The organism is Brevibacterium sp. Lmc1 (genome assembly GCF_057654315.1).
The window spans coordinates 1,005,754-1,030,259 of sequence record NZ_CM172803.1 but is presented as its reverse complement, the minus strand read 5'-3'; the positions used below and the strand labels follow the sequence as shown (position 1 = coordinate 1,030,259).

Below are 24,506 nucleotides of genomic sequence, written 5' to 3'. Positions count from 1 at the left end.
AAGAACGCGGAAGAGGGGACTCGGCGTCCCCGCAGGTCAAGCCCCGTGGGCGATCTGACCCTTTCCCCAAGCTGAGTGTCCAACCATTGTTCTCATGCCCCCAAGATAGCCGAAATCGGGCCGCGAACGAAGTACAGGACGAATCCGGCCGAGACGACCCACAGCAGCCAGTGGACCTGACGGGCACGGTTGCTCATGGCGTGGATGAGCGCCCAGGAGATGAATCCGACGCCGATGCCGTTGGCGATCGAATAGGTCAGAGGCATCGTCACCATGGTGAGGAAGACCGGCAGCGAGGTGCGGAAGTCGGTCATGTCGATCTCACGGATCTGCGTAACCATCATGGCGCCGACGACGACGAGCGCAGCGGCTCCGGCTTCCATCGGGATGACGGCGATGAGCGGTGAGAAGAACATCGACAGCAGGAACAGCACACCGGTGATGCAGGCGGCCAGACCCGTGCGAGCGCCTTCGGCGATTCCGGCTGCGGAGTCGACGAAGACCGTGTTCGACGAGGCAGAGGCACCGCCGCCGAAGACCGCGCCGAGACCTTCGACGATGAAGGCTCCGCGGATGCGCGGGAACATTCCGTCCTCAGTTTGCAGTCCGGCGCTGCGGGCCAGTCCGGTCATCGAGCCCATGGCGTCGAAGAAGTTCGTGAACACGAGGGTGAACACGAGCATCGTGGCCGCGAGGACTCCGATGTGCTGGAAGCCGCCGACGAGGTCGAAGGCGCCGATGAGACCGAAGTCGGGAAGGGCGATGACCTGTTTCGGGAATTCCGGAGCTGAGAGGTTCCAGCCCAGCGGGTCCGGATTGACCGGGTCGCCGACGGTGCCGAGCTTCGCGAACGCCTGGATGATGATCGCGGCGATCGTGGCCACGATGATGCCGATGAGGATGCCGCCGGGAATCCTCCGCGCCACGAGGATGCCGATGAGGACGAGCGCGAAGACGAAGACCAGCGTCGGCAGGGAGCCGATCGATCCGTCCTGACCCAACTGGACGGGTGGGCCGGCCGGGGTGCGGGTGACGAACCCGGCGTTGACGAAGCCGATGAAGGCGATGAAGAGTCCGATGCCCACAGTGATCGCGATCTTCAGTGCATGCGGGACGGCGTTGAAGATCGCGGTGCGGATGCCCGTGGCACCGAGGACGACGATGATGACGCCGTTGATGACCACCAGTCCCATCGCATCGGCCCAGGTGACCTCCTGGACGACTGAGACGGCGAGGAAGCTGTTCATGCCCAGGCCTGCGGCCAGACCGAAGGGCAGTCGGGCGACGACGCCGAAGAGAATCGTGATGACGCCGGCGACGAGCCCGGTGACCGCGGTCAGCTGGGCGAAGTCGAGGCTGTCTCCGGCGATGTCCTGGGAACCGCCGAGGATGAGCGGATTGAGGACGACGATATAGGCCATCGCGACGAAGGCGACGATGCCTCCGCGGATCTCCTGTCTGATCGTCGAGCCTCGATGGGTGATTTCGAAGAATTTGTCGAGAAGCCCCGGTCTCGAAGATGCGGTCTGCACCGCTTGGTCGTTGTCAGCCATTTTCATGGACCACCTCAGGTTGTTCGATTTGGTCAGCCGGCGACATCATCGTCGTCGGCCCTGCGCCTTGAACATGCGCAATGAGACAGTCGAGTCTTCAACCCCGGATACCGGACCGGGATACCGAAAAGTAATTCCATATCCCGGAAAACTCTTTCTGTTTCACCGAGCAAGTCTCGCCGCTCGACCCTGGTGTGTCAATCATCACACCTCTGCCCGCGCCGATGCCATCCTTCGACGAGACAGACGAAACCCCTGACCAGAAGCGTCTGATCAGGGGTTTCCCTTGGCGGTGGCGGTGGGATTTGAACCCACGGTAGGGGGTTGCCCTACACAACATTTCGAGTGTTGCACCTTCGGCCGCTCGGACACGCCACCGCCGACAACTGTACAGCGGCGGACTTTCTGCGTCCAAATCGGTTCGCCGTGAGCTGGGACACGTCAGCGTCTGGCCGCGAAGAACTCCCTCAGCAGGGCCCGACTCTCCTCCGCCCGTACGCCCGAGGTGACCTCCGGATGGTGGAGTGCGGCGCGGTCGCGCAGCAGATCCCAGACCGAGCCGACCGCCCCGGCCTTGTCGTCATAGGCGCCGAAGACGACCCTGTCGATGCGTGAGCCGACGAGGGCTCCGGCGCACATCGCGCACGGTTCCAGCGTGACGACGAGGATGCAGCCGTCCAAGCGCCATTCGCCTCTCGCCGAGGCGGCGGCTGAGATCGCCATGAGTTCGGCGTGGCCGAGCGGGTCGGCATCGATCTCGCGTCGATTGTGACCGCGCCCGATGATCTCACCGGCACCGTCGATGACCACGGCCCCGACGGGAACGTCGTCATGAGCGGGCGCCAGGGCCGCCTCGGCGAGGGCATGACCCATCCATTCATCGAGCCGGGTCACGGACGCAGCGGTCAGCGTGCGGCCTCGAGCTGATCGGCGAAGCCGACGGTCTCACCGACATGGGCGACGACGCGGGCCGGGTCGGACCGATAGCTTTCGACCTGGTCGATGAGGGTGGCGGCCGGGACTCCGCGGTCGGAGTAGATATCGGCGTCTCCGCCCCATTCGGCATCGGCGTCGAACTCGAGCATTTCGACCTCGTCTTCGTCGTCCTCCTCATCGACCGCGGCCTCGTCCTCCTCGGCGCCGAAGTCCTCTTCGGGCTCGGCGTCGTAGGCGTCGGGACGGGAGTCGAGGAAGTCGGCGAAGATCTCCGCGAACGGGCTCGCCTCGGCCGCGGCGAGGTCGGACAGGAAGACCTTGACCTCATTGTTCCGGCACAGGCGCACGAGCCCGAACCATTCGTCTTCGTGTTCGATGACGGCCACGGCCTCTCCGTCATCGCCGGCTGCCGAACGCATCATATCGACGAGGTCGTCGAGGTCGTTCGCGTCACGGACGTCGACATCGAGGGCGCGGAAGCCATCGCCGGAATCGGCCAGGATCTCAGTGAAGTACGACATGCCTCCATTGTGAACGCTTCGCCCCGCGTTGACCACTGCCTTGAGCCCGAAGTTCTCCCGTACCATTTGGGGTATGCATCTTCACGTAGCCGACCACCCGCTCATCGCCCACAAACTCACCGCTCTGCGCGATGTGAATACGGATTCCGCTCGTTTCCGACAGCTCACCGAAGAGCTCGTCATGCTGCTCGCCTATGAGGCGACCCGCTCGGTGGCCGTCGAAGACAAGGAGATCTCGACTCCGGTGACGACGACCGTCGGCACCCGCATCGCCGAGCCCCGCCCCGTCGTGGTCCCGATCCTGCGCGCCGGGCTCGGCATGCTCGACGGAATGCTGCGCATCCTGCCCACTGCCGAGGTGGGCTTCCTCGGAATGGTCCGCGACGAGACGACCTTCGAGCCCAGCGCCTATGCCGATCGCCTGCCTGATGACCTCACCGGCAGGCAGATCTTCGTCGTCGATCCGATGCTCGCCACCGGCGGCACCCTGGCCATGGCGATCGACTTCCTGCTCGCTCGCGGAGCTCGCGACGTCACCGCCGTGTGCCTGGTCTCCGCACCCGAGGGCGTCCAGCGCATCGAGCGCGACTACAGCGATTCCGCCGAGGTGAAGGTGTACACCGCGGCACTCGATGAGAAGCTCAACGAGAAGGGCTACATCGTGCCCGGACTCGGCGATGCCGGGGACCGGATGTACGGAATCGTCGACTGACGGCACCTGCGGATGACGATTTCGGTCGTCGACCCCGGCGACTGTGACGTCATATTTCGTCACAGTCGTCTCATTTTCGGGTTTTCCTTTGCGCGGCCGAAGTTTTGTGACAAATAATGAAGTCATGACTTCGACGATCCATCAGATGCGAATGCCGGGCGCACATATGTGTATGCCCTGCGTTCGTGGTCGGTGATCGTACTCCCGCTGTCCGGCCTCGAACGAGTTCACTCAAGCAGCGGACTCTTCCAGTCATATCGACCTCATGGTCGGAGCAAAGGACAGCTATGCCGAATCCAGAACCCGCCTACGTCCACCCCCGCAGTGCAGTGGCCACTCGACGTGCAGGAGCCAGGTTGAGCGCAGTCGACCCGCAGAACCCACCGCACACCTACGGGCCCGCCGGAGTCGTCCCCTCGCCGAAGGCCGCCCGCGGAATCATCGTCTACATCGGACTCGACGAGACCAAGGCCGCCGCCGACGGCACGAACCTCTCCGCAATCGCCGCTGAGCTGCAGGCCTACGCCAAGGAACTCGCCAGCCAGGCCGAGACCCAGGCCGTCATCGCCTTGGCACCGGAGGGCCGCGGCAGCGATATCGACGCCGTGCGAGCCGTGGCCAACGGCTCCCCCGCTGCGACCGGTGCACCGGCGGCGACACACGGCCCCGTGCGTTCGCGCATTCCCAACCGCATCCACCCGCCGGCCCTGCGCGAGGAGGCTGCTCCGGCGGCTCCCGCACCCCGCGGTTTCGGCGGACGGGCCGGCGACGCCTACACCCAGGCCACCGGCGAACGTCTGCGCATCGACATCCCTCGCCGCGAGGTCCGCATCGACGGCGACCTCGTCGATGTCACGACGAAGGAATTCGACCTGCTCGCCACCCTCGTCTCCCATGCCGATGAGACCCTGCCCCGTGAGGACCTCATCACCGCGGTATGGTCCGGCGGTGAGGTTCCCGACGAACGCACCGTGGACGTCCACATCCGCCGACTGCGGCGCCGCCTCGGCGAATATGCCTCCGTGGTGCGCACGATGAGGGGTTCGGGTTATCGCTACGACACCCACCCCGATGTGACTGTGTGGAGCGCGACTGCGCGTCGCTGACGTCGTGCGGCTGTGAGCCGCGTCGCAAGTCGCTTCCAGCGTGGGGCCAGACTTCCCGGTTAAGATCGTTGATCGATGAACCAGGCATATTCCTCACCGCGCAGAAGGCACACCCCCGCGAAGGGCATCACCGCATTGATCTTCGGGATCCTCTATGCGGCATTCCTGCTTCTCCACGATCTGCTGCCGACGCGGATGGGCATCGCGCTCATCCTCGAATCGGTGCTGCCGTGGACGGGAGTCTTCCTCGCGCTCGTGCTGCTCATGTTCCTCATCCGCTTCTCGTGGCTCTCGGCCATCGGGTTCCTCGTGCCCGCTCTGGTGTGGACGGGGATGTTCGGCCCCGCCTTGCTGCCGAACGAGGATTCCGGTGATCCGGACCTGACGGTGGCCACTCACAATGTGGGGGCGAGGATGCCGCAGCCCACGGCTGCCGCGCAGAACATCGTCGACCGTGATCCGGACATCGTCACGATCCAGGAACTCGAATCCCTGTCCGGCAAGATCATCCACAAGGAGCTCGACTCCTCGTTCGAGCATTCGCAGGTCGTCGACACCATCGGCGTATGGTCGAAGTGGCCGATGTCGGAGCCCGAGGAGGTCGACCTCGGCCTGCAGTGGCCGCGCGCGTTCGCGACCACGATCTCGACCGATCACGGTGACATCCGCTTCTACGCCGTGCATATGCCTTCGGTGCGCCCTGGCCACGAATCGATGCGCAATGCCGCTCTGCGCCGCCTTGCCACGACGGTGGAGACCGATGGTGCCGAACATGTCGTCGTCGCCGGCGACTTCAACACGGCGACGACGGACAACAATATGGAGACCTTGGTGCCGCCGCTGCAGGATACCCGGGAAGAGGCCCGAGGCGGCTTCGGCTTCACCTGGCCCTCCCAGTTCCCCGTCACCCGGCTCGACCATGTCCTCTACCGAGGTTTCGACGCCACCTCCGACGAGGTGCTAGAACGCGGGTCGAGCGACCACCGCGCCGTCCTCGCCGGGCTCGACCTCAAGTAGTCGGGGTCAGTTCGTGCACTGGTTTCAGTTCGTGCACTGCCCCGTCGGCTGCGGTGCGCGCTCGACGGCACCGGCGTCGAGTTCGTCGGCGATCTCGGCTCGGGTGAGGGCGTAGCCGGTTTCGTCATCGGTGGCGGAGCGGGCGAAGACCATGCCGACGACGTTTCCGTCGGCGTCGATGAGCGGGCCGCCCGAATTGCCTTCCCTGACGATTCCGCGCAGTGCATAGACCTCGCGGACGACCGACTGCGAATCGTAGATGTCGAGTCCGCGGGCGTTGATCTTCTCCCGCACTCGGGTCGGTGAGATCGTATAGGGACCGTTCGCGGGGAATCCGACGACGACGGAGTCGTCTCCCGGTCCGAGCCCGTTGCCGAAGTCGAGAGCGGGAGCATCGAGACCCTGGACCCGGAGCACGGCCACATCGGCTTCGGCGTCGAATTCGACCACCTCGGCGCGGTAGGGTCTGCCCTTGCCCCCGACCTGTACGGCCAACTCAGTGGATCCGGCCACGACGTGGGCGTTGGTGGCGACGAGTCCGTCTTCATAGACGAAGCCGGAGCCTTCCGAACCAGTGGCGCAGCTGGTGGCCGTCGTCGTGATCTTGACGACCGAGTCCTCGACGCTGCGTCCGACGTCGACCATGCCTTCGTCGGGTTCTCCGACTCCGCGGATCTGTTCGGGCTGCCCGGAGAACACCTGAGGGAATCCGGAGGCGCTCAGTCCTTTCGCCAGTCCGCCCAGGGCGTTCTGGGAGGAGTAGGGAATGGTGCGGTCGATCGCGGCGATGACGGAGGAGTCGGCGACCCAGCGGTTGGGTTCGACGAGCGGGGTGGTGCGGATGAATCCGGCGGCGAGCCAGATGACGAGGACATAGACGATTCCGGCGGTGACGGTGCCGCCGACGGCGTCGATGCCCTGGCCGAGGTCGGAGTCCATATTGTTCTTGATCCACGCCCCGATGCCGCTGCCGGCGAAGGCGAAGAGGACGCTGAGGACCAACGGCATCGAGGCCAGCAGCATGAGCACGCCCTGGTTGTCCATGACGTCGGTGCCGGCGCTCAGCGATTCGACGAGCGGGGAGAGCAATCGGCCGAGGATCCAGCCGACGATGAAGCCCGCCGCCGTTCCGAGGGCGGTGATGATGCCCTGGCGGAACCCGGCGAAGAGCGCCCCGATGCCGAGGACGATGAGGAGAATGTCGAAGATCGTCACCGCTGGAACTTACCGCACAGTCTGTTGGGAGGCGGTCTGTTTGGAGGCCGCGAGCAGACGTTCACGGGCGTCGGCGAACTGCTGGAGTTCGGCCCGTTCGATCTTGCGTTCCTGTTCTCCGCCGATTCCGGCGAGCACGCGCATCCGCGTCGTCGACAGCTTGCCGGAGGTGCGGATCATGGTCTTCATCTCCTCCTTGCCGCCCGGGAACGACTTCGCCCAGTCGCGTCCGTTCTTCCGGCCCTTCCAGGTGCCGAGCATGTCGACCTCGGCATGGGTGAGCCAACCGGAGTTCGCATAGTCACCGAGCATGTTCTGAGTGTGCATGCGTTCGCTGCGGCGCAGGATGAGACCGAGCGTCACCCAGGCGGCGGAGAGGATGACGCTGAGGACGACGAGGCCGATGATCTGCGGAAGCATTCCGCCCATCACGTCACTGGTCGCTTGGCCGAGGACACCGAGGAACGTCATCGAGGCGTTCCAGAAACCGTGCAGGATCATGCCGAGTGCAAGTCCGGGCAGCCACATGAGGATGAGTGACCACCACGGCCATTTGCGGGCGGCGAGTCCGATCGACACACCAGCGCAGGTTGAGAACGCCGTGTGGAGCAGCGGCGATCCGAGGCAGCGCATGGCGAACGTCATGGCGAGGCCCAGAAACTCGCCGTCGTTCCACGACTGGCCGAGGTAGAGGATGTTCTCTGTGAAGGCGAAGCCCGCACCGATGAGCGAACCGTAGACGAGCCCGTCGAGGGGCCCTTCGAAATAGCGGCGAGCGGCAAGGACGATGACGAGGAGGAGGACGGTCTTCGTCGATTCCTCGAGGATCGGAGCTTGAATCACCGCACCGATGACGTCGGGCACACCATTGATGCCGATCATATAGAGCGCGACCTCACCGACGAGTGAGAAGCCGAGGGTGAGGATAACCGAGGCGACAGCACCCCAGAGGAGACAGATGCCCAGGAGGAGCTTCGGCTGCGGTCTCCAGCGGTCGAGCCAGAGGACGTAGGCGATTATGCCGAGAAGAGGGATCGCCGCGAGTCCGATGAGACCGAAGAGGCGGACGCCGAAGCTCAGTCCGCCGAGCAGGGCAAGTAATGCCAATCCGATGACAAGCCCGACGAGTACGAGGATTGCAGCGACGAGCCGGACGATGTTTCCGGTCGAGTCGGGTTCGGTCTCCGGTTGTGTTTTCCGCACGGCGCCGGTCCAGGGAGTGTCGGTGACGACCTGCTGGGGTGCCTGCATGCCTGCACGGATACGCATCTCCTGCGTCACCGTCGGAGCAAACCGCGGCTGAGCATAGACGCGGGCCTGCGCAGGCGGGGGCGCGTACATCACCGGCTGGCCAGGCATGGGTTGACCAGCCATGGATTGGCCCGGCATCGGCTGCATCTGAGGCTGCATGGGTCGGCCGGGTGCCTGCATCGGCTGTCCCTGCATGGGCGGTTGGTTCTGCGGCGGCATGGGTCGACCCGGCGCTGGGGGCCGATTCTGTCCCTGCATGGGCGGCTGCTGCGGCCGCGACCCGCCGGGTTGCTGCTGGTTCGGCTGCTGCGACCCCTGTGGTCGCGGCCGGAACCGATCATGATTCTGCGGCTGCCCCTGCTGCGGATTGTGTGGCTGCGGCGGAGGGACCTGGCCCTGAGGCGGCATCTGTCCCTGTGCCGGGGGCACGTTCGGGTTCGGTGGGCCCTGCACCTGGGGCGGCTGCGGTCTCTGCGAACCGGGACCGTTCTGTGCCGACATAGTCTGTCCTTCTGCGATGGGGGAATTTCCGCTCACCTCAGTCTAGAGTCCCAGCCCGCCGTGAACGGCCCCGCCGTGTATCCGTCCAGCAACACTTCAGCCGACTGCCACGTTCTTCAAACGACGTCCCCCGCCCCACTCAACCATTTTCGACTGTGGATGGACGCAGTTTCGTCGACTCTGTGTCGGCGGGGGAACCAGACGGCCGTCAGACCGCCCCTGCACCCACGACCGTCGCCCGACGGTCGGCATCGCCCACCACACGCACCCGACGCGGCCGTTCCTCCCCGGGGCCACTCCCCTCCCTGCAGCGACCAGCACCTCCCCCACTCACACGTCAGAACCTGTGGACGCTCAAAGCGGTATCCACAGCCCCTCAATCAGCCCTAGATGACCAGCCAGCGCCCAATGTCGAATCGGTCCATGATCACTCTCAGAATCGCATCGCTGCGCACCGCGCTGCTGCTCACCGTCCTCACAATCGCTTCGCTCATCGGGCTGGGACCGGCCATGGCCGCGGGACCGCCGGTCGGCCTCGGCGAGGTTCCGGTGCACACCGCACCCAACGCCTACGGTCCGGGCATCTGGCACCATGCGAAACAGGGCAAGACCTGGTACGGCTCCTACCGGACCTTCCCTGACACCTCCGCCTACTGCATCGATGCGGGCAAGAAGTCTCCGCTGCCGAAGCACTTCAAGAATGCGAAGGCCGACACGGTCATCTCGGCTCGCACAGCGTGGGCACTGCACGAATATGCCGGCTCGACGTCGAAAGATGTGCAGGCCGCGTTGAGCGCGATGGCCCGACTCGACAAGGCGCTCCCCCACGATCACAAGGTGCCGCCGCAGAAGCCGGCCGATCTGGGCAAGAAGTTCGCGGCGGCCGCGAAGAAGCACTCGACGATCCTCGCCGAGGCCAAGAAGTTGGCCGGTCCCTACACCCTCGACATCAGCCTCGAGCCGGTCATGCGCATGCCCGTGCTCGAACCCTATGCCGCCCCGGAATCCACCACTTCTCCTGACTCCTGGGCCTCCGACAAAACTGACAAGCCGAAGGTCCTCGGTACTCCCACCGATGAGGCGACGCTGACGGTGTCCCTGCTCAGCGCCTCAGGTGCACAGGTCCCCGACGTTCCTGTCACGCTCAAGACCACCGGCACTGCGAAAGCCCCGACGACTGTGACCACGGGGAAGGAACCCGTGGCCACGACACTGCGGGCGAGCGCCCCCGGCACTCTGTCCGTGACCGCCTCGGCGAAGGTCGCCCCGCAGACCGTGCGCGTCTTCGAACCGACGTCCGGCACTCGGGTACAGCGAGTCATCACCCCGGACACCCCCGATTCCGTCACGGACAAGGCGTCACTGGAGCTGAGTTCCCAGCCGAAGGTGACCACCGAGATCTCCGACCAGACACCGACACCGGGTGAGACGGTCACCGACGAATTCACCGTCTCCGGCCTCATCGGCGACCACACCGTCACCGTCGAACACACCCTGTGGCAGACCGCGACGGCACCGAGGCAGGGCATCAAGAACGATGACGCTCGCGAAATCGGATCCGTGACCTCGAAGAATGTCGGCAACGGCACCCACACATCCGACGAGATCACCGTGCCCGAGGACTTCCGCGGCTGGCTGTACTTCACCGAGACGATCGCCGGGGACAAGGCAACGAAGGAATGGAAGGGAATCCACGGCCAACCCCGTGAGACGGGGTTCGCCCCGTGGACTCCGACCGCCGACACCGAGGCAGTGCTCGAGGGGACATCTACCCACGACGAGGTGGCCGTGACCGGACTGCGGCCGGGTTCCGAAGCCGTCCTCACCATCACCGCCTACCACGTGGAGACCGAGCCCGCGCAGTCGAAGAAGCCCGACGGCACCGAGCTGTCCGTGCAGGACTTCACCGTCAACGCCGACGAGAACGGCCGCGTCGAGATCGACACGGAGCCGATCGACATGCCCGTCGGCTGGGTCACCTATGTGACGGCGATCGAGGGCAGCGACGTCAACAAGGCGTGGACGAGCGACTGGGGCGTTCCCGCCGAGACCGTGCACCGCCCACCCGAGGAGAAGCCGTCGACTCCCCCGGAAGAACCCAGCACGCCGCCGGAGGAGCCAAGCACCCCTCCGGCTCCCCCGGAACAGCCGGAGAATCCTGAGGCCCCGGAGAAACCCGAATCTCCACCGGTCGAACCGGTCGCGGAAACTCCCGAGACCCCCGCATCTCCGGCGGCCCCGGCACCATCCGGTGAGCTGCCCCGCACCGGCACGACAGGCAACGGGATGCTCATCGGCCTGGGCATCGTCCTCGTCGGACTCGGCTCGACGATCCTGCTGATTTCCGGCAGCCGCCGCGAGACGGACTGAGAAGTGAGCTCAGGGGTGTTCTCCGCCGATCGTGCCGGCGAGAACACCCCCGGCTCGCAAGACCGCCGCCCCACGCAACGCCAGATCGTCCAGTCTGTCGTCGAGTGCGGCGAGCATCGAGCTCGTATCACCGAGCCCTCGCACCACTGCCAAAGCTTCGCGGATCTCGTGAATGCCGTACCCTCCGGACCGCAGCGCGGCAGTGATCCTTGCATCTCTGATCGCTCCGAACCGATAGAGACGCGCGGTTCGAGCTCCGGAGCCCACCCGGTGCGGGGTAGTCAGTCCCTCCGATTCCCAGTATCGCAACGTGGATGCACGCACGCCCACCGCCTCAGCAAGTTCGGTGATCGTCATCGATTCGTCGGTCGTCTCGCGCCCATGCTCGCCGGCAGTTTCAGCTTCTGACTGGATCGAGAGCAGCATCGAGCGTGCTGCAACGACCTGACGTCGATGCTCGTCCACTTCAGTCACTTTGCCGGTGAGAAGGGCGATCGCCTCACGGGGATCGAGCCGCGGAAGTTCGGTCATCACCGATCGGGCCGCAACAGGACCGACGGCGAAAGCAAGATCACGGTATGCGGACAATGCACTGACATGCACGTCTGAATACCGCCGGTAGCCATTGTCCTCCCGAGCGGCTGCGGGAATGACACCGCGGGATTCGAGCTGACGGATCTGCTGCACCGAATACCCGCTGAGCGAAGCCACGTCCGCAGTGCGCAGAGTGATCACCTCCCGACAAAAACCCGACATAAGCACTTCAAGTGCACACTTGAACCATGAGTATGCACGAGATCATCGACCGTTTCCACACTCTCGACGGACTGCTCCACATCGCTCCCGAGGCCGGCGGCCCGTACCCCGAGCTGACCTGGGGAGACCACTTCTTCTATTTCGCTCCCGACGGAGAAGTGCTTGCGAACACTCAGCCGTTCGCCACCATCATCACCAAGGACTACCCCGACGACACGGCCTCCGAGCTCTCGGCTCCCGATCGCTGGAGGCTCAATCTCCACATCGGGCGTGCCCGGTTCTCCGCACTCTTCGGCGAGCCCGGCCCCGACGTCGACGCGAACGCGGACACCCCGGGTCAGCAGTCCGTCACAGACGCAATCCACCCCCACCCGCTGTATCGCAGGCAGGGGTGGGTAGCGGTCGTGAATCCAGGCTCACGCACTGAGAAGCAGGTCGACGAACTCCTCATCGCCGCCCACGATGATGCCCGGCACCGCTGGGAGCGAGCTCAGTCCTGAACCCAAGTGTCGGCCCAGGCGCGGGCGCCGTTCATCATCAGACCGACGTCGGCGCCGACAAGGACGAAGGACGCTCCGGCTTCCAGGTACTTCCGTGCCTGCTCGGGGTCGAAGGCGTTGACACCGACGGGTTTGCCGGCGGCCTTCACTGCTTCGAAGGTCCGAGCCACCGCATCGGTGACGTCCGGATGGGTCTGCTGACCGAGCAGCCCCATCGACGCAGCCAGGTCGGAGGGCCCGACGAAGATCTGGTCGATTCCGTCGACCGCGGCGATCTCAGCGGCGTTGTCCACCGCGGTCGCCGATTCGATCTGCACCGTCAGGGACACGAACTCATCGGCGCGCCCCAGGTACCCGTCCACGGCGTTCCACCGGGAGGCCCTGGCCAGGGCCGAACCGACCCCGCGCACACCCTTCGGCGGATAATGGACGGCCGCCACAGCCGCCTCGGCGTCGGATTTCGTATCGACCATCGGCACGAGCAGATTCTGCGCGCCGAGGTCGAGGTGCTGCTTGATGAGCACCGTGTCGTTGACCGGCACCCGTACGACGGGGGTCGCCGGGTAGCCGTTCATCGCGCGCAGCAGACTCGTCGTCGTCTCGAGTCCGATCGGGGAATGCTCGGCGTCGATGAGCACCCACTGCATTCCCGAGGCGGCGGCGATCTCGGCGGCCACGGGCGAACCCGAGCACACCCACATCCCGGCCAGGTACTCCCCGTCGCCGAGGCCGGCCACCCGGTCGGCGAAGGTCTGCGGAAGCTCTACTCGAAACGGCATGTGATGACTCCCAGCTCTCCGTAGTCGGCGTGCACGGTGTCGCCGGGATGCACCCACATGGGGCGGGTGAACGACCCGGCGAGCACGGTCTCTCCGGCTTGCAACACATCTCCGTGCTCGGCGAGTTTGTTTGCCAACCACACGATTCCGCGGGCCGGATGGTCGAGGACGGCGGCGGCGACTCCGGAGTCCTCGATCGTCTCATTGCGGTAGAGCAGGGCGTTCACGCGACGCAGGTCGACGGCATCGACGGCAACGGGACGGCCGCCGAGGACCATCGCCCCCAGTGCCGCATTGTCCGAGATGGTGTCGACGATCGTGCGGCCCTCCATCTCGATGCGCGAGGACAGCACCTCGAGTGCGGGGACGACGTATTCGGTGGCCCGGAGGACGTCGAAGAGACTGACGTCGGGTCCGCGCAGTTCGTCGCGCAGCACGAAGGCGAGTTCGACCTCGATGCGTACGCCCGAATACTGCGAATGGTCGATCACGGACCCGGTGTCATAGACCTGATCGGCGAAGATCGCTCCGTAGTCGGGTTCGGTGATGCCGGTGGCCTGCTGCATCGGCTTCGAGGTCAGTCCGATCTTGTGACCATAGAGTCGACGACCGGCGGCTTCACCGCGACGGCGCCATTCGTTCTGCACCGCATACGAGTCCTCGACCGTCATGTCCGGATACTTCGCGGTGAGCAGACCGATCTTCGACCGAGTCTGCTCCGCCTGAGCGAGATCGTCGGCGATGACCGCGATCGTTGCCTCATCGAGCATGTGGATTCCTTTCAGAGCTGGTTGCCCAGCTTGCCCTCATTCTCATCCGCGCGGGTGTAGGAGAACCCGTCGGCACCGATCGTCACGGCCATCTCCGAATCGTCCGTGCGGGCGTGCACGGGCTGCGGGTTGCCGTCGAGATCGAGGACGAGCGAGGCGTCCGTGTACCAGGACGGCACGACGGGGTTGCCCCACCAGTCGCGGCGCTGATTGTCGTGGACGTCCCACGTGATGACCGGGTTGTCCGGGTCGCCGGTGTAGTAGTCCTGCGTGTACACCTCGACGCGGTGACCGTCGGGGTCGCGCAGGTAGAGGTAGAACGCGTTCGAGACGCCATGGCGGCCGGGTCCGCGCTCGATCGAGTCGGACCGGCGCAGGGCACCGAGCTTGTCGCAGATGGAGAGGATGTTGTGCTTCTCATGGGTGGCGAAGCAGACATGGTGCATGCGCGGTCCGTCGCCACCGGTCATCGCCGTGTCATGGACGGTGGACTTGCGGCGCATCCACGCGGCGTAGACCGTGCCCTCCTCGTCCTGGATGTCCTCCGTGACGCGGAAGCCGAGGTCCTGCATGTACTTCACGGCCCGCGGCACATCCGGGGTGACCTGGTTGAAGTGGTCGAGGCGGACGAGTTCGCCGGGGATGTGCAGGTCGTAGCGCCACGACATGCGTTCGACGTGATCGGACTGGTAGAAGAACTCGTACGGGAAGCCGAGCGGGTCGACCACGCGCACGGAGTCGCCCACGCCCTTGACGAAGCCGTCGGGATTGCGTCGGACATCGCAGTCGAGTTCCGTGTAGAAGGCTACTGCCTTGTCGAGCTCTTCCGGGCTGCGCACCCGGTAGGAGAACGCAGCCACGGCGGCGACCTCGCCCTTGCGCAGGACGAGATTGTGGTGGATGAACTCCTCCGTCGAACGCAGGTAGAGCGTGTTCTCGTCCTCTTCGGTGACGTAGAGTCCGAGCACGTCGACGTAGAATTCCCGCGACGCGGCGAGGTCGGTGACGACGAGTTCCATATAGGCGCAGCGGAGGATGTCGGGCGGGCTCACCTGCGGAGTGGCGATGGGGTTGTCGGTGGAGATGCCCGTCTCCTGGCTGACGAAATAGCCGGCCGAGGTCCGGGTCATATCAGTGCGTTTGGTCATGGCTGCTTCACTGCTTTCCGAAGACAGGATTGTGGACCTCGCCGAGGTTGATGTGCACGGACTGCTGTTCCGTGTAGAAGTCGATCGACCGGTAGCCGCCTTCGTGGCCGAGTCCCGAGGCCTTGACGCCGCCGAAGGGGGTGCGCAGATCGCGGACGTTGTTCGAGTTCAGCCACACCATTCCCGACTCCACGGCCTGGGAGAAGTTGTGGGCGCGTTTGAGGTCCGAGGTCCAGATATAGGCGGCCAGACCGTACTTCGTGTTGTTCGCCAGCTCCAGGGCCTCCTCGTCGGAGGAGAACGGGGTGATGGCGACGACGGGGCCGAAGATCTCCTCCTGGAAGATCCGCGCGTCGGGCTGCACATCGGCGAACACGGTCGGCTGGACGAAGTTTCCGGTTTCGAAGCCTTCGGGGCGTCCGCCGCCGGCGACGAGGCGGGCCTCGGACTTGCCGATCTCGACGTAGGACATGACCTTCTCATAGTGCTCGGGGTGGACGAGCGCAGCCACCTCGGTGGCGGGATCCGAGGGCAGACCGACCTTCACGCGCCCCGCCTGAGCGGCATAGCGCTCGACGAATTCGTCGTAGATCGACTGCTCGACGAGGATGCGCGAACCGGCGGTGCAGCGCTCCCCGTTGAGGGAGAAGACGCCGAAGATCGTGGCGTTGACGGCAGCCTCGATGTCCGCGTCGGCGAAGACCACGGCCGGGGACTTTCCGCCGAGCTCCATCGACAGGCCTTTGAGCCAGGGGGCGGCATTGGCGAAGATCGTCTGGCCGGTCTTCGACTCACCGGTGAAGGAGATGAGCGGCACGTCGGGGTGCTTGACGAGCGAGTCGCCGGCGAAGCCCTCTTCGCCGAAGCCGTTGACCATGTTGAACACACCGGTGGGCAGTCCGGCCTCTTCGAAGATGCCCGGCCACAGGGAGGCCGAGAGCGGGGTGAACTCTGCGGGTTTGAGCACGACGGTGTTGCCGGTCGCGATCGCCGGTCCCAGCTTCCAGGACTCGAGCATGAACGGCGTGTTCCACGGGGTGATGAGTCCGGCCACGCCGATGGGCTTGCGGTTGACGTAGTTCGCCTGGCGGCCGGGGACCTTGAAGGCGTCGTCGACCTGGGCGACGATGAGGTCGGCGAAGAAGCGGAAGTTCTCCGCCGCGCGCGCCGCCTGGCCCTTGGCCTGGGTGATCGGCAGCCCGGAGTCGAAGGACTCCATCGCGGCGAGTTCGTCCTTGCGGGATTCGACGATGTCGGCGATCTTGTTGAGGATCCGGGCGCGTTCACGCGGAAGCATCCGCGGCCACGGGCCCTCGTCGAAGGCTTGCTTCGCCGCTGCGACGGCGGCTTCGATATCGGCTTTCTTGCCCGAGGCGGCCTTGATGTAGGGCTCGTTCGTCACCGGGTTGAGCACGTCGAATTCGTCTCCGTCGACGGAGTCGACGAATTCTCCGCCGATGTAGTGGCGGATCTTCTCCGGCATACCTGCCGGCGGGGTGGTGGACTGTGTCATGACTTGTCCTTTCGTGAATCTGCAATCAAATCCGTGCTTGGGGCTGTGGTCGTCTGGGAGTTCTGGAAGCTGCGCAGAGTGGCCGAGCGGTGCTCGCGCACGGCCCGTTCGACCTCCTGCGCCGAGGCGCGAGCCCGGATGAGGGCGACGATGCGGGAGTGCTCCTCCACCGACTCGAGTGCCCGTTCGGGGACGAAGGAGAACGTCGAATCCCGCAGGTGGTTGAGCCGGTCCCATTCGAGTTCGACGAGGGTGCACAGCCGCTCGTTCGGGCAGCGCCGGTAGAGCATCTCGTGGAACTCGTGGTTGAGCCGAGTGAACTCGGCCGGTTCGAAATCGTCGAGCAGAGCCCGCATCCGATCGTTGATCTGCTCCGCAGCATCGAGATCATCGACGCCGAGGTGGCCCTGTGCTTGGGCGACGGCCGCGGCCTCGAGGATCGCGACCGTTTCCATCGACTGGGTGTAGGACCCTTGGTCGACCATGGCCACGCGGGCCCCGACGTTGCGTTCGAAGGTCACGAGCCCGTCGGCTTCCAGCCGGCGGATGGCCTCACGCACCGGCACCACTGAGGTGTCGAGTTCGAGTGCGATCTGCGCGAGCACGAGCTTGTGCCCGGGCTGATAGGTCTGGTCGGCGACGCGTTCGCGGATCCACCGGTAGGCGGTCTCGGCCTTGCTCAGGGACGCAGTCGCAGTCACCGTGAGGCCTTCCACTCGTCGAATTTCGCCTTCCATTCGCCCTTGGGCGGGAAGAGCTCTTCGATCGGGTTGCCGGCGGCGACCTGTTCGGCCACCCAGCCGTCCTCGATCTCCTTCGCCAGTGCCGCGTCGACGACTTCTTCAACGAGGTCACGAGGGATGACGATGGCTCCGTCGTCATCGGCGACGATCACATCGCCGGGCAGGACGGTGGCGTTTCCGCAGGCCACGGCCACGTCCGATTCCCACGGCACGTGCTTGCGGCCGAGCACGGCGGGGTGCTTCGCGGTGGAGAACACGGGCAGGATCTCGGCCACCTCGGCGGAGTCGCGGACTCCCCCGTCGGTGACGACGCCGGCGGCGCCGAGTGATTTCGCGCGCAGGGCGAGGATGTCGCCGAGGGTGCCAGAGCCGGATTCGCCTCGGGCCTCGATGACGACGACCTCGCCGGGGCGGATCGAGTCGAAGGCCTGTTTCTGTGCGTTGTAACCGCCGCCGTGGGACTTGAACAGGTCTTCGCGGTTGGGCACGAAGCGCAGCGTCTTCGCGGTGCCGACGATCTTCGCGCCCGGCTTCAGCGGGGCCACGCCTTCGATGACGACATTGTTGAGTCCGCGCGACCGCAGCTGAGCCGACAGACCCGCGGTCGGAGCCTCGGCGAGTTTGGCGATGAGGTCATCGCCGAGTGCCGTCGCGGCAGTGTCATCGGCATCGCCCTCCGGGGCGAGTAGGGCGGCTTCGCGTGAGCCCCAGGCATCGACGGTGAGTGCTTCGTTCACTGCGGGCAGGCTGCCGAGGTTCTCGTCGAAGTCTCCGGGGCCGTCGACGACCGTGGTGGTCAGTCGTCCTGAGCTCAGCTCTTCCCCGTTCGCCGAGGCGGCCGTGACCTCGACCTCGACCGTGTCACCGGGGGCGACGACGGAGGATCCGGCAGGGGTGCCGGTGAGGATGACGTCGCCGGGCTCGAGGGTGAGGTGCTGGCTGAGGTCCGCGACGATGCGCGGGAGGGTGAAGATGAGCTGATCGGCTCGCGTGCCGTCGTCCTGGACGACCTCGCCGTTGACCCAGGTGCGCAGGCGCAGGGAGTCGGGGGCCGCCTCGGCGGCGGGGATGAGTTCGGGGCCCAGCGGGGTGTATCCGTCGCGGCTCTTCGAGCGCACGTTCGATCCCTTGTCCGGGGTCTTCATGTCGTAGAGGCCGAAGTCGTTCGACGCGGTCACGCCGGCGACATACGACCAGGCCTCGGCCTCGGTGACGTTGCGGGCGGAGGCGCCGATGACGATGGCGACCTCACCTTCGAAGGCGAGCAGCGAGGTGCCGGCGGGGCGTTCGATGGTCTGGCCGGTGGCGGCGACGGAGCTGGCCGCCTTGAGGAAGTACGACGGCTGGGCGGGGCGCTTTCCTCGTTGTGCCGCACGGGACTCATAGGCCACATGAACGGCAATGATCTTGCCCGGACGGGTCGGAACACCTGCTGGAGTCGACATCGATCTCACACCTCATTTCGATTGGCTTCACTACAGATCGTATATGATACGGTTCCCGGGAACAATTAATCCAGGCCACAGAGAACGTGGTTGGGACGCACGACAGGACACAGGAGTCATGGCAGCACAGAAGCACACTCAGACCCGGGTGGCATTCGCGACGATCGTCGGCACGAGCATCGAGTGGTACGACTATTTCCTCTACGCGGCGGCCTCGGGGCTGATCTTCAACGAGCTCTTCTTCGGCCCGCTCGGATCGACGCTCTCGACCATGGTCGCCTTCGCGACGGTCGGGATCAGCTTCCTCTTCCGCCCTTTGGGCGCATTCCTCGCCGGACATTTCGGTGACAAGCTCGGCCGCCGGGTGGTCCTCATCATCACCCTCATCGCCATGGGTGCCGCGACCGCGCTCATCGGCTTCCTGCCGACCTTCGAAACCGCGGGCGTCCTGGCTCCGATCCTGCTCATCGCACTGCGCATCGTCCAGGGAATCTCGGCCGGCGGAGAATGGGGCGGAGCCGTTCTGCTCGCCGTCGAACACGCTGATGAGAAGTCACGCGGACTGCGCGGTTCCTTCCCGCAGATCGGGGTGTCCATCGGCCTTCTGCTGTCCTCGGGCGTGCTCGCCCTGATGACCTCGATCGCCCCGGGCGATGCCTTCCTCGAATGGGGCTGGCGGGTGCCGTTCTTCCTCTCCATCGTGCTCGTCTTCGTCGGCTACTGGATCCGCCGCGGAGTCGAGGAATCCCCGGTCTTCCACGAGATCGCCGAGCGCAAGGAACAGGTCACGAACCCGCTGGGCAAGCTCATCAAGAGCCATTGGCTGCTCGTCATCCTCGCCTCCCTCGTGTTCATGGGCAACAACGCCGCCGGGTACATGACCACCGGCGGATACATCCAGAACTACGCCACGGATCCGACCGGACCCATCGGCCTCGAACGCGGTCCCGTGCTCTGGGCCGTCGCCGCCTCGGCGGTGTCCTGGCTGGTCTTCACGATCATCGCGGGAGCCGTCTCGGACAGGATCGGACGCCGGAACACCTACATCCTCGGCTGGATCCTCCTGTTCGCGGGTATCTTCTCTCTGTTCCCGCTGGTCAACACCGGCTCGGTGGGCATGCTCCTGCTCGGTCTCGTCGTCCTCACGATCGGTCTGGGCTTCACCTACGGTCAGCAGCCGGCGATGTACGCCGAGCTGTTCCCCTCCAGCGTCCGCTTCTCCGGGGTCTCGGTGTCCTATGCGATCGGGTCGATCCTCGGCGGCGCCTTTGCTCCGACGATCGCGAAGGGGCTCGTGTCATCGACGGGAACGACCGCCTCGGTGGCGGTGTACCTGGGCGTCGTCGCCGTGCTCGCCCTCGCCGCGACTCTGCTGCTGCGTGATCGCACCGGCATTCCGCTCGGTCCAGACCACGAGGACGAGCAGTCAGTGAGCCCGATCATCGGAATCGGGTCGCCGCAGCTGACCAGCGATGACGGTGATCGGCACCACCCCGCCGACACCAGATCGTATATGAACTGATAGCATTCAAACATCACGACGACGTGTCACGAACCGGAGGTTGACATGCATTTCCATCAGAACGGCTACGTGTCCGCGGACCCGCGGATCGAGGAAGCCGCTGGCTACGGGATCGAGCGCGCAGATGATCTGCCCGATGAAGTCGATGTCCTCATCGTCGGCAGCGGCCCTGCGGGGATGATCGCGGCGGCACAGCTGTCGCAGTACCCGCACGTGAACACTCGGATGATCGAGAAGCGCGATTCGCGGCTGGTCATCGGTCAGGCCGACGGCATCCAGGCCCGTTCTGTCGAGACCTTCCAGGCGTTCGGCTTCGCCGAGGAGATCATGCGCGAGGGCTATCACATCACCGAGATGGCGTTCTGGAATCCGGATCCGGAGAACCCCGAGAACATCATCCGCACCGGTCGGCCCAAGGATGACGAGCACGGCATCAGCGAATTCCCCCACCTCATCGTCAACCAGGCACGCGTGCTCGACTACTTCGCCCAGTTCGCCGCCCAGTCCCCCGGCAAGATCACACCCGACTATGGGATCGAATTCGTCGACCTCGCGGTCGACCAGGACGCCGCGGCCGCCTCGGCGAAGGATCATCCGGTATCCGTCACCGTCCGCTACACGGCCGGCGAGCGCGCCGGGGAGGAACGCACCATCCGCGCCGGCTACGTCGTCGGCTGCGACGGTGCCCGGTCGAAAGTCCGATCGTCGATCGGACGGACGATGTCCGGTGACCAGGCCAATCACGCCTGGGGCGTGATGGATGTGCTCGCGAATTCCGATTTCCCCGATATCCGCACCAAGTGCGCGATCTCGTCGAAGCACGGAAACATCCTCCACATCCCCCGCGAGGGCGGGCATCTGTTCCGGATGTACGTCGATCTCGGCGAGGTGCCCGAGGATGATGCGCGCAAGGTGCGGGCGACGAGCATCGACGAGATCATCCGCCGGGCGAATGCGATCATCTCGCCCTACAGCATCGATGTGAAGAACGTGGCCTGGCATTCGGTCTACGAGGTCGGGCACCGGCTCACCGATGCCTTCGACGACACCGACGAGACCGTGCCCGATTCTCAGTGTCCGCGCGTGTTCATCACTGGCGATGCCTGCCACACTCACTCGGCGAAAGCCGGTCAGGGAATGAACGTATCGATGCAGGACGGCTTCAACATCGCGTGGAAGCTCGGCCAGGTCATCTCCGGTCGGTCGTCGACGGAACTGCTGCGCACCTACTCGGCCGAACGTCAGGTGGCGGCGAAGAACCTCATCGAGTTCGACAAGGAATGGTCGACGCTCATGGCGACTCCGCAGGAGGAGCTGCCGGACAAGACCTACCTCGAGGACTTCTACGTCAAGACCGCGGAGTTCCCGGCAGGGTTCATGACCGAGTACACGGAGTCGATGATCACGACGCCGACGACTCATCAGGAGCTCGCGGCCGGATTCCCGATCGGCAAGCGGTTCAAGTCGGCTCGGGTCAAGCGCAGCTGCGATGCGAACTTCATCCACCTCGGACATGAGGCCCGCGCCGACGGTCGTTGGAGGGTCTATGTCTTCGCCGATCGGGCCGCTCCTGTCGTCGACGGCAGTGCTGGCAACTCGGGCGGTGAGTCGAAGGTGGCAGCTCTGGCTGCGTGGCTCGAATCGGATCAGGCCTCTCCCCTGGTCGCTTACCGCAGGGAGGGTGAGGACCTCGATGCCCTCGTCGAGCTCAGCGTCATCTACCAGCAGGAGCACAAGGAGTTCGCGTTCCCCGATGTGCCGAAGGTCTTCCGTCCGCATATCGGTGCCTTTGACCTCGAATACGTGGAGAAGATCTACGCGACCCTGCCCGACGAGGACATCTTCGAAGCCCGTGAGATCAGCCGCGATGGTGCCGTCGTCGTGGTCCGACCCGACCAGTATGTCTCTGGCGTCTTCCCCTTGGACGCACATACCGAGATCGGCGACTATTTCGCGGGAGTCTTCGAACCCGTGAAGTGATTTCGGAACGATTCTGTTCTCAAACGCCTCCGGCTGGTGGTCCCTGGACTGCTGGCCGGACGCATTTGGTCTGCGTGAGGAGTCCGCAGATCCCAGCTGCGACGAGGGCTGCGGCGCCGATGAGCCACAGCCCGAAGCCGAACGACGGGCGACCGACTTCCATCCCTCCGGTCGGTGTTCCGTCAGGCAGCTGCCCGTCCCACATCAGCACCGGAGGACTGACGAGGTAGCTGAAGAGGACCAGGACGATGAGTGCTGCGATGATCACAGCTGTCACGTCCCACCAGCGGGCAGGGGCGAAGGCGGCCCCGAGCGCGGCGATGGCGACCACGAGTGCCCAGATGATCAGGAAGAACAGATCGACGTCACCGCCGTCATCAATCGTCCATTCTCCCAGTGAAGTCACTCGAATGCGCGGACCGTCGTCGTTGAAGCTGTCGACGACGGGGACGAAGACAGTCACGGTCCACACTCCGACCGCGGTGAACGGAAGCAGCCGGGCCCACTGCTGCAGCTTGCGTTGGCGTCTGCGGTTGATCTTTTTCGTCGGACGCTGTGCCTGCCTCTGCATCTGCCGGTCGATCCGCCGTCGATCGCTGAGGAGTCCGCAGATGCCTGCGGCGATGAGTGCCCAGCAGCCGATCGTCCAGAGATAATGACCTGCTGACGGATACCCGACGATAATGGCACTGAGCGTTTCACCGGTGGCGTCGGTGCTTTCGACGCGCTCTCGCGGAAGATCGATGACCATAGTCGCCTGCTGGATGAACAGACCGACTCCGACTGCCACCGACAAAAGAGGCCAGTGGGCAAAGGTGTCGAACCGTTTCGCGGTCGCTGCGCAGGCGAGAACGACCACCCAGGGCAGGATGACCCCCGGGGTGCGGTCGGCGAGATCGAAGGGTACCCGTCCGAACGATGTCACCGTCAATCGATCATCACCATGGTCGCCGCTGTCGAAGAGCGGCACCCAGATCATCAGCACCCAGCAGGCGAGCGCGACCCACGGCAGCCGCTGTGCGAGACGATGTGTTCGGTTCCCTCGGGGCCACGGGGTGATTCTGGCGTTTGCGCAGTGAGCGGGTGCTGCCTTCCTCCGCCTGACCTCGCCGAGGAGGCCGCAGACTCCCGCGGCCAGCAGACTGAGGCCCCCGATAGCCCAAAGGACTGCGCCCAGCGCCGGTTCGGCGACGACTATCCCGAAGACCGGGCGTCCGCGATCATCGACGGCGTCCCACATGAACGTCGGCATATTGGCCAACATGTCGGCCGATACGAGGAAGACGCAGACGCTCAGAAAGAGATTTCCCACCGACCATAGGCGCCCGACGACGTCCGGCCACGGGTGCGAATCGGGCCGAGACCTGACGGTGAGCAGGGGCGAAGCAGCCGCACATATGAGAACGCCGGCGGCGACCAGGACCATCGAGCCCCGAGCCTCATCGAGGTCGAACGGCGGTCCGCCGAGAGCAGTGACGATGATGCGCGGCGGCTGCGGCTCTTCCGACGTGTCCTCAGGGCTGGCAGCCACTGGAACCCACAGCATGACGATCCACAGACAGAGAGCTGACAGTGACAGCGCTTGCGCGAATCGCACAAGCAGTCGGCCGGATCGAGCCTCACCCGGCGGGACCATGACGCTTCGACATGCAGCGTTTGATCCGTTCACGACGGTGATGGTCCTGTTGGGCGGCTGCGACCAGACCACAGATACCAGCGGCGAAGAACAGCAGGCTGCCGAGCACCCAGAGGCCGAACCCTGCCGCCGGGTAGGCGACCTCCATGCCTCCTGTGGGCATGCCGTCGGCCGTCTGCCCGTCCCACATCATGATCGGCGGATCGGCGACCATCTGCAGGAGTCGCAGTCCCAGAACCGTGCCCAGAACGATGGCCGCGATCGACCACCACTTCGACGCTGACAGCAGCCAAGCAGTGAACGCGCCGGTGAGGATGACGATCCAGAGCACGAGGTAGACCTCGTCGAGGTCGTTCATATCGATCGGCGAGAAACCGAGAGACGTCACGCGGATCTGCATCGATCCGGGGCCTCCGCTGTCGAGGACCGGCACGAAGATCGTGATCACCCAGCAGGCCACCGCCCCTAATGGGAGCACACGCGCCACGAGGTTGAGACTTCGCCCCCGCGCCGTCGTCAGTCGTGTGCTTCC

General features: G+C 65.2%; 21 protein-coding genes and 1 tRNA gene. 7 read left to right on the top strand and 15 right to left on the bottom strand.

Annotated features, from left to right (window positions below):
- Positions 1 to 92: 92 nt before the first annotated feature.
- From AC239G_RS04395 to AC239G_RS04380, 4 genes are all read right to left on the bottom strand, one after another.
- Entirely contained in the window at positions 93 to 1,553 is a 1,461-nt protein-coding gene (locus AC239G_RS04395; protein ID WP_139469292.1) for an NCS2 family permease, read from the bottom strand.
- A 287-nt stretch (positions 1,554 to 1,840) separates the two neighbouring features.
- Positions 1,841 to 1,931: transfer RNA gene (locus tag AC239G_RS04390), tRNA-Ser, on the bottom strand.
- Positions 1,932 to 1,994: 63 nt separating this feature from the next.
- Complete coding sequence (locus AC239G_RS04385; RefSeq protein ID WP_376906412.1) at positions 1,995 to 2,426, bottom strand: nucleoside deaminase; 432 nt, start codon at positions 2,424 to 2,426, stop codon at positions 1,995 to 1,997.
- A 32-nt stretch (positions 2,427 to 2,458) separates the two neighbouring features.
- A complete protein-coding gene (locus AC239G_RS04380) occupies positions 2,459 to 3,010 on the bottom strand; it encodes a tRNA adenosine deaminase-associated protein (RefSeq protein WP_139469289.1) in 552 nt (183 codons plus the stop codon).
- A 73-nt stretch (positions 3,011 to 3,083) separates the two neighbouring features.
- On the opposite strand from AC239G_RS04380, the gene upp reads away from it, so the two are divergent.
- The 3 genes from upp to AC239G_RS04365 all read left to right on the top strand — a co-directional run bounded on the left by upp (position 3,084) and on the right by AC239G_RS04365 (position 5,845).
- Positions 3,084 to 3,722, top strand: coding sequence for a uracil phosphoribosyltransferase (upp, locus tag AC239G_RS04375; RefSeq protein WP_139469287.1), 639 nt, complete (start codon positions 3,084 to 3,086; stop codon positions 3,720 to 3,722).
- Between the two features lie 287 nt (positions 3,723 to 4,009).
- Positions 4,010 to 4,828, top strand: coding sequence for a winged helix-turn-helix transcriptional regulator (locus tag AC239G_RS04370; RefSeq protein ID WP_139907110.1), 819 nt, complete (start codon positions 4,010 to 4,012; stop codon positions 4,826 to 4,828).
- A gap of 75 nt (positions 4,829 to 4,903) precedes the next feature.
- Entirely contained in the window at positions 4,904 to 5,845 is a 942-nt protein-coding gene (locus AC239G_RS04365; RefSeq protein WP_487489885.1) for an endonuclease/exonuclease/phosphatase family protein, read from the top strand.
- A gap of 24 nt (positions 5,846 to 5,869) precedes the next feature.
- On the opposite strand, the gene AC239G_RS04360 is transcribed toward AC239G_RS04365, so the two are convergent.
- On the bottom strand, positions 5,870 to 7,060 hold the full coding sequence (locus AC239G_RS04360; RefSeq protein ID WP_487489884.1) for a MarP family serine protease: 1,191 nt from the start codon (positions 7,058 to 7,060) through the stop codon (positions 5,870 to 5,872).
- Between the two features lie 9 nt (positions 7,061 to 7,069).
- On the bottom strand, positions 7,070 to 8,419 hold the full coding sequence (locus tag AC239G_RS04355) for a PrsW family intramembrane metalloprotease (protein ID WP_487489883.1): 1,350 nt from the start codon (positions 8,417 to 8,419) through the stop codon (positions 7,070 to 7,072).
- 816 nt (positions 8,420 to 9,235) lie between these two features.
- Between AC239G_RS04355 and AC239G_RS04350 the strand changes: the two genes are divergently transcribed.
- Complete coding sequence (locus AC239G_RS04350; protein ID WP_139907101.1) at positions 9,236 to 11,182, top strand: LPXTG cell wall anchor domain-containing protein; 1,947 nt, start codon at positions 9,236 to 9,238, stop codon at positions 11,180 to 11,182.
- A gap of 9 nt (positions 11,183 to 11,191) precedes the next feature.
- Here AC239G_RS04350 and AC239G_RS04345 read toward each other — a convergent pair whose 3' ends face one another.
- Entirely contained in the window at positions 11,192 to 11,938 is a 747-nt protein-coding gene (locus AC239G_RS04345; protein WP_139909695.1) for a MerR family transcriptional regulator, read from the bottom strand.
- Positions 11,939 to 11,964: 26 nt separating this feature from the next.
- Here AC239G_RS04345 and AC239G_RS04340 point away from each other — a divergent pair, with 26 nt between their 5' ends.
- Positions 11,965 to 12,438 carry a DUF6194 family protein gene (locus tag AC239G_RS04340; protein WP_216657199.1) on the top strand — a complete coding sequence of 158 codons (474 nt, stop codon included), beginning with the start codon at positions 11,965 to 11,967 and terminating at the stop codon, positions 12,436 to 12,438.
- Here the strand turns inward: AC239G_RS04340 and AC239G_RS04335 are convergent.
- The 6 genes from AC239G_RS04335 to AC239G_RS04310 are packed head-to-tail and all read right to left on the bottom strand — an operon-like array spanning position 12,429 to position 18,836.
- Positions 12,429 to 13,217, bottom strand: coding sequence for an HpcH/HpaI aldolase family protein (locus AC239G_RS04335; RefSeq protein ID WP_139469277.1), 789 nt, complete (start codon positions 13,215 to 13,217; stop codon positions 12,429 to 12,431). The two genes, AC239G_RS04340 and AC239G_RS04335, sit on opposite strands and share 10 nt — an antisense overlap.
- Positions 13,202 to 13,987: a fumarylacetoacetate hydrolase family protein gene (locus tag AC239G_RS04330; protein WP_139469275.1), complete on the bottom strand. Its 786-nt coding sequence runs from the start codon at positions 13,985 to 13,987 to the stop codon at positions 13,202 to 13,204. Before AC239G_RS04330 ends, AC239G_RS04335 begins: the two co-directional genes overlap by 16 nt.
- Positions 13,988 to 13,998: 11 nt before the next feature.
- On the bottom strand, positions 13,999 to 15,135 hold the full coding sequence (gene hpaD, locus AC239G_RS04325; RefSeq protein WP_181270998.1) for a 3,4-dihydroxyphenylacetate 2,3-dioxygenase: 1,137 nt from the start codon (positions 15,133 to 15,135) through the stop codon (positions 13,999 to 14,001).
- 7 nt (positions 15,136 to 15,142) lie between these two features.
- A complete protein-coding gene (gene hpaE / locus AC239G_RS04320; RefSeq protein WP_181270999.1) occupies positions 15,143 to 16,648 on the bottom strand; it encodes a 5-carboxymethyl-2-hydroxymuconate semialdehyde dehydrogenase in 1,506 nt (501 codons plus the stop codon).
- Positions 16,645 to 17,385 carry a GntR family transcriptional regulator gene (locus tag AC239G_RS04315; protein ID WP_167194155.1) on the bottom strand — a complete coding sequence of 247 codons (741 nt, stop codon included), beginning with the start codon at positions 17,383 to 17,385 and terminating at the stop codon, positions 16,645 to 16,647. Before AC239G_RS04315 ends, hpaE begins: the two co-directional genes overlap by 4 nt.
- On the bottom strand, positions 17,346 to 18,836 hold the full coding sequence (locus tag AC239G_RS04310) for a fumarylacetoacetate hydrolase family protein (protein ID WP_434593966.1): 1,491 nt from the start codon (positions 18,834 to 18,836) through the stop codon (positions 17,346 to 17,348). Before AC239G_RS04310 ends, AC239G_RS04315 begins: the two co-directional genes overlap by 40 nt.
- A gap of 118 nt (positions 18,837 to 18,954) precedes the next feature.
- Between AC239G_RS04310 and AC239G_RS04305 the strand changes: the two genes are divergently transcribed.
- Positions 18,955 to 20,358 (top strand): MFS transporter, encoded by a 1,404-nt coding sequence (locus tag AC239G_RS04305; RefSeq protein ID WP_181271001.1) that lies wholly within the window; start codon positions 18,955 to 18,957, stop codon positions 20,356 to 20,358.
- Between the two features lie 45 nt (positions 20,359 to 20,403).
- Entirely contained in the window at positions 20,404 to 22,338 is a 1,935-nt protein-coding gene (locus AC239G_RS04300) for an FAD-binding monooxygenase (RefSeq protein ID WP_181271002.1), read from the top strand.
- Positions 22,339 to 22,357: 19 nt separating this feature from the next.
- Here AC239G_RS04300 and AC239G_RS04295 read toward each other — a convergent pair whose 3' ends face one another.
- On the bottom strand, positions 22,358 to 23,884 hold the full coding sequence (locus AC239G_RS04295) for a hypothetical protein (RefSeq protein ID WP_181271003.1): 1,527 nt from the start codon (positions 23,882 to 23,884) through the stop codon (positions 22,358 to 22,360).
- A 73-nt stretch (positions 23,885 to 23,957) separates the two neighbouring features.
- Positions 23,958 to 24,422: a hypothetical protein gene (locus AC239G_RS04290; protein ID WP_487489882.1), complete on the bottom strand. Its 465-nt coding sequence runs from the start codon at positions 24,420 to 24,422 to the stop codon at positions 23,958 to 23,960.
- Between the last annotated feature and the right edge of the window lie 84 nt (positions 24,423 to 24,506).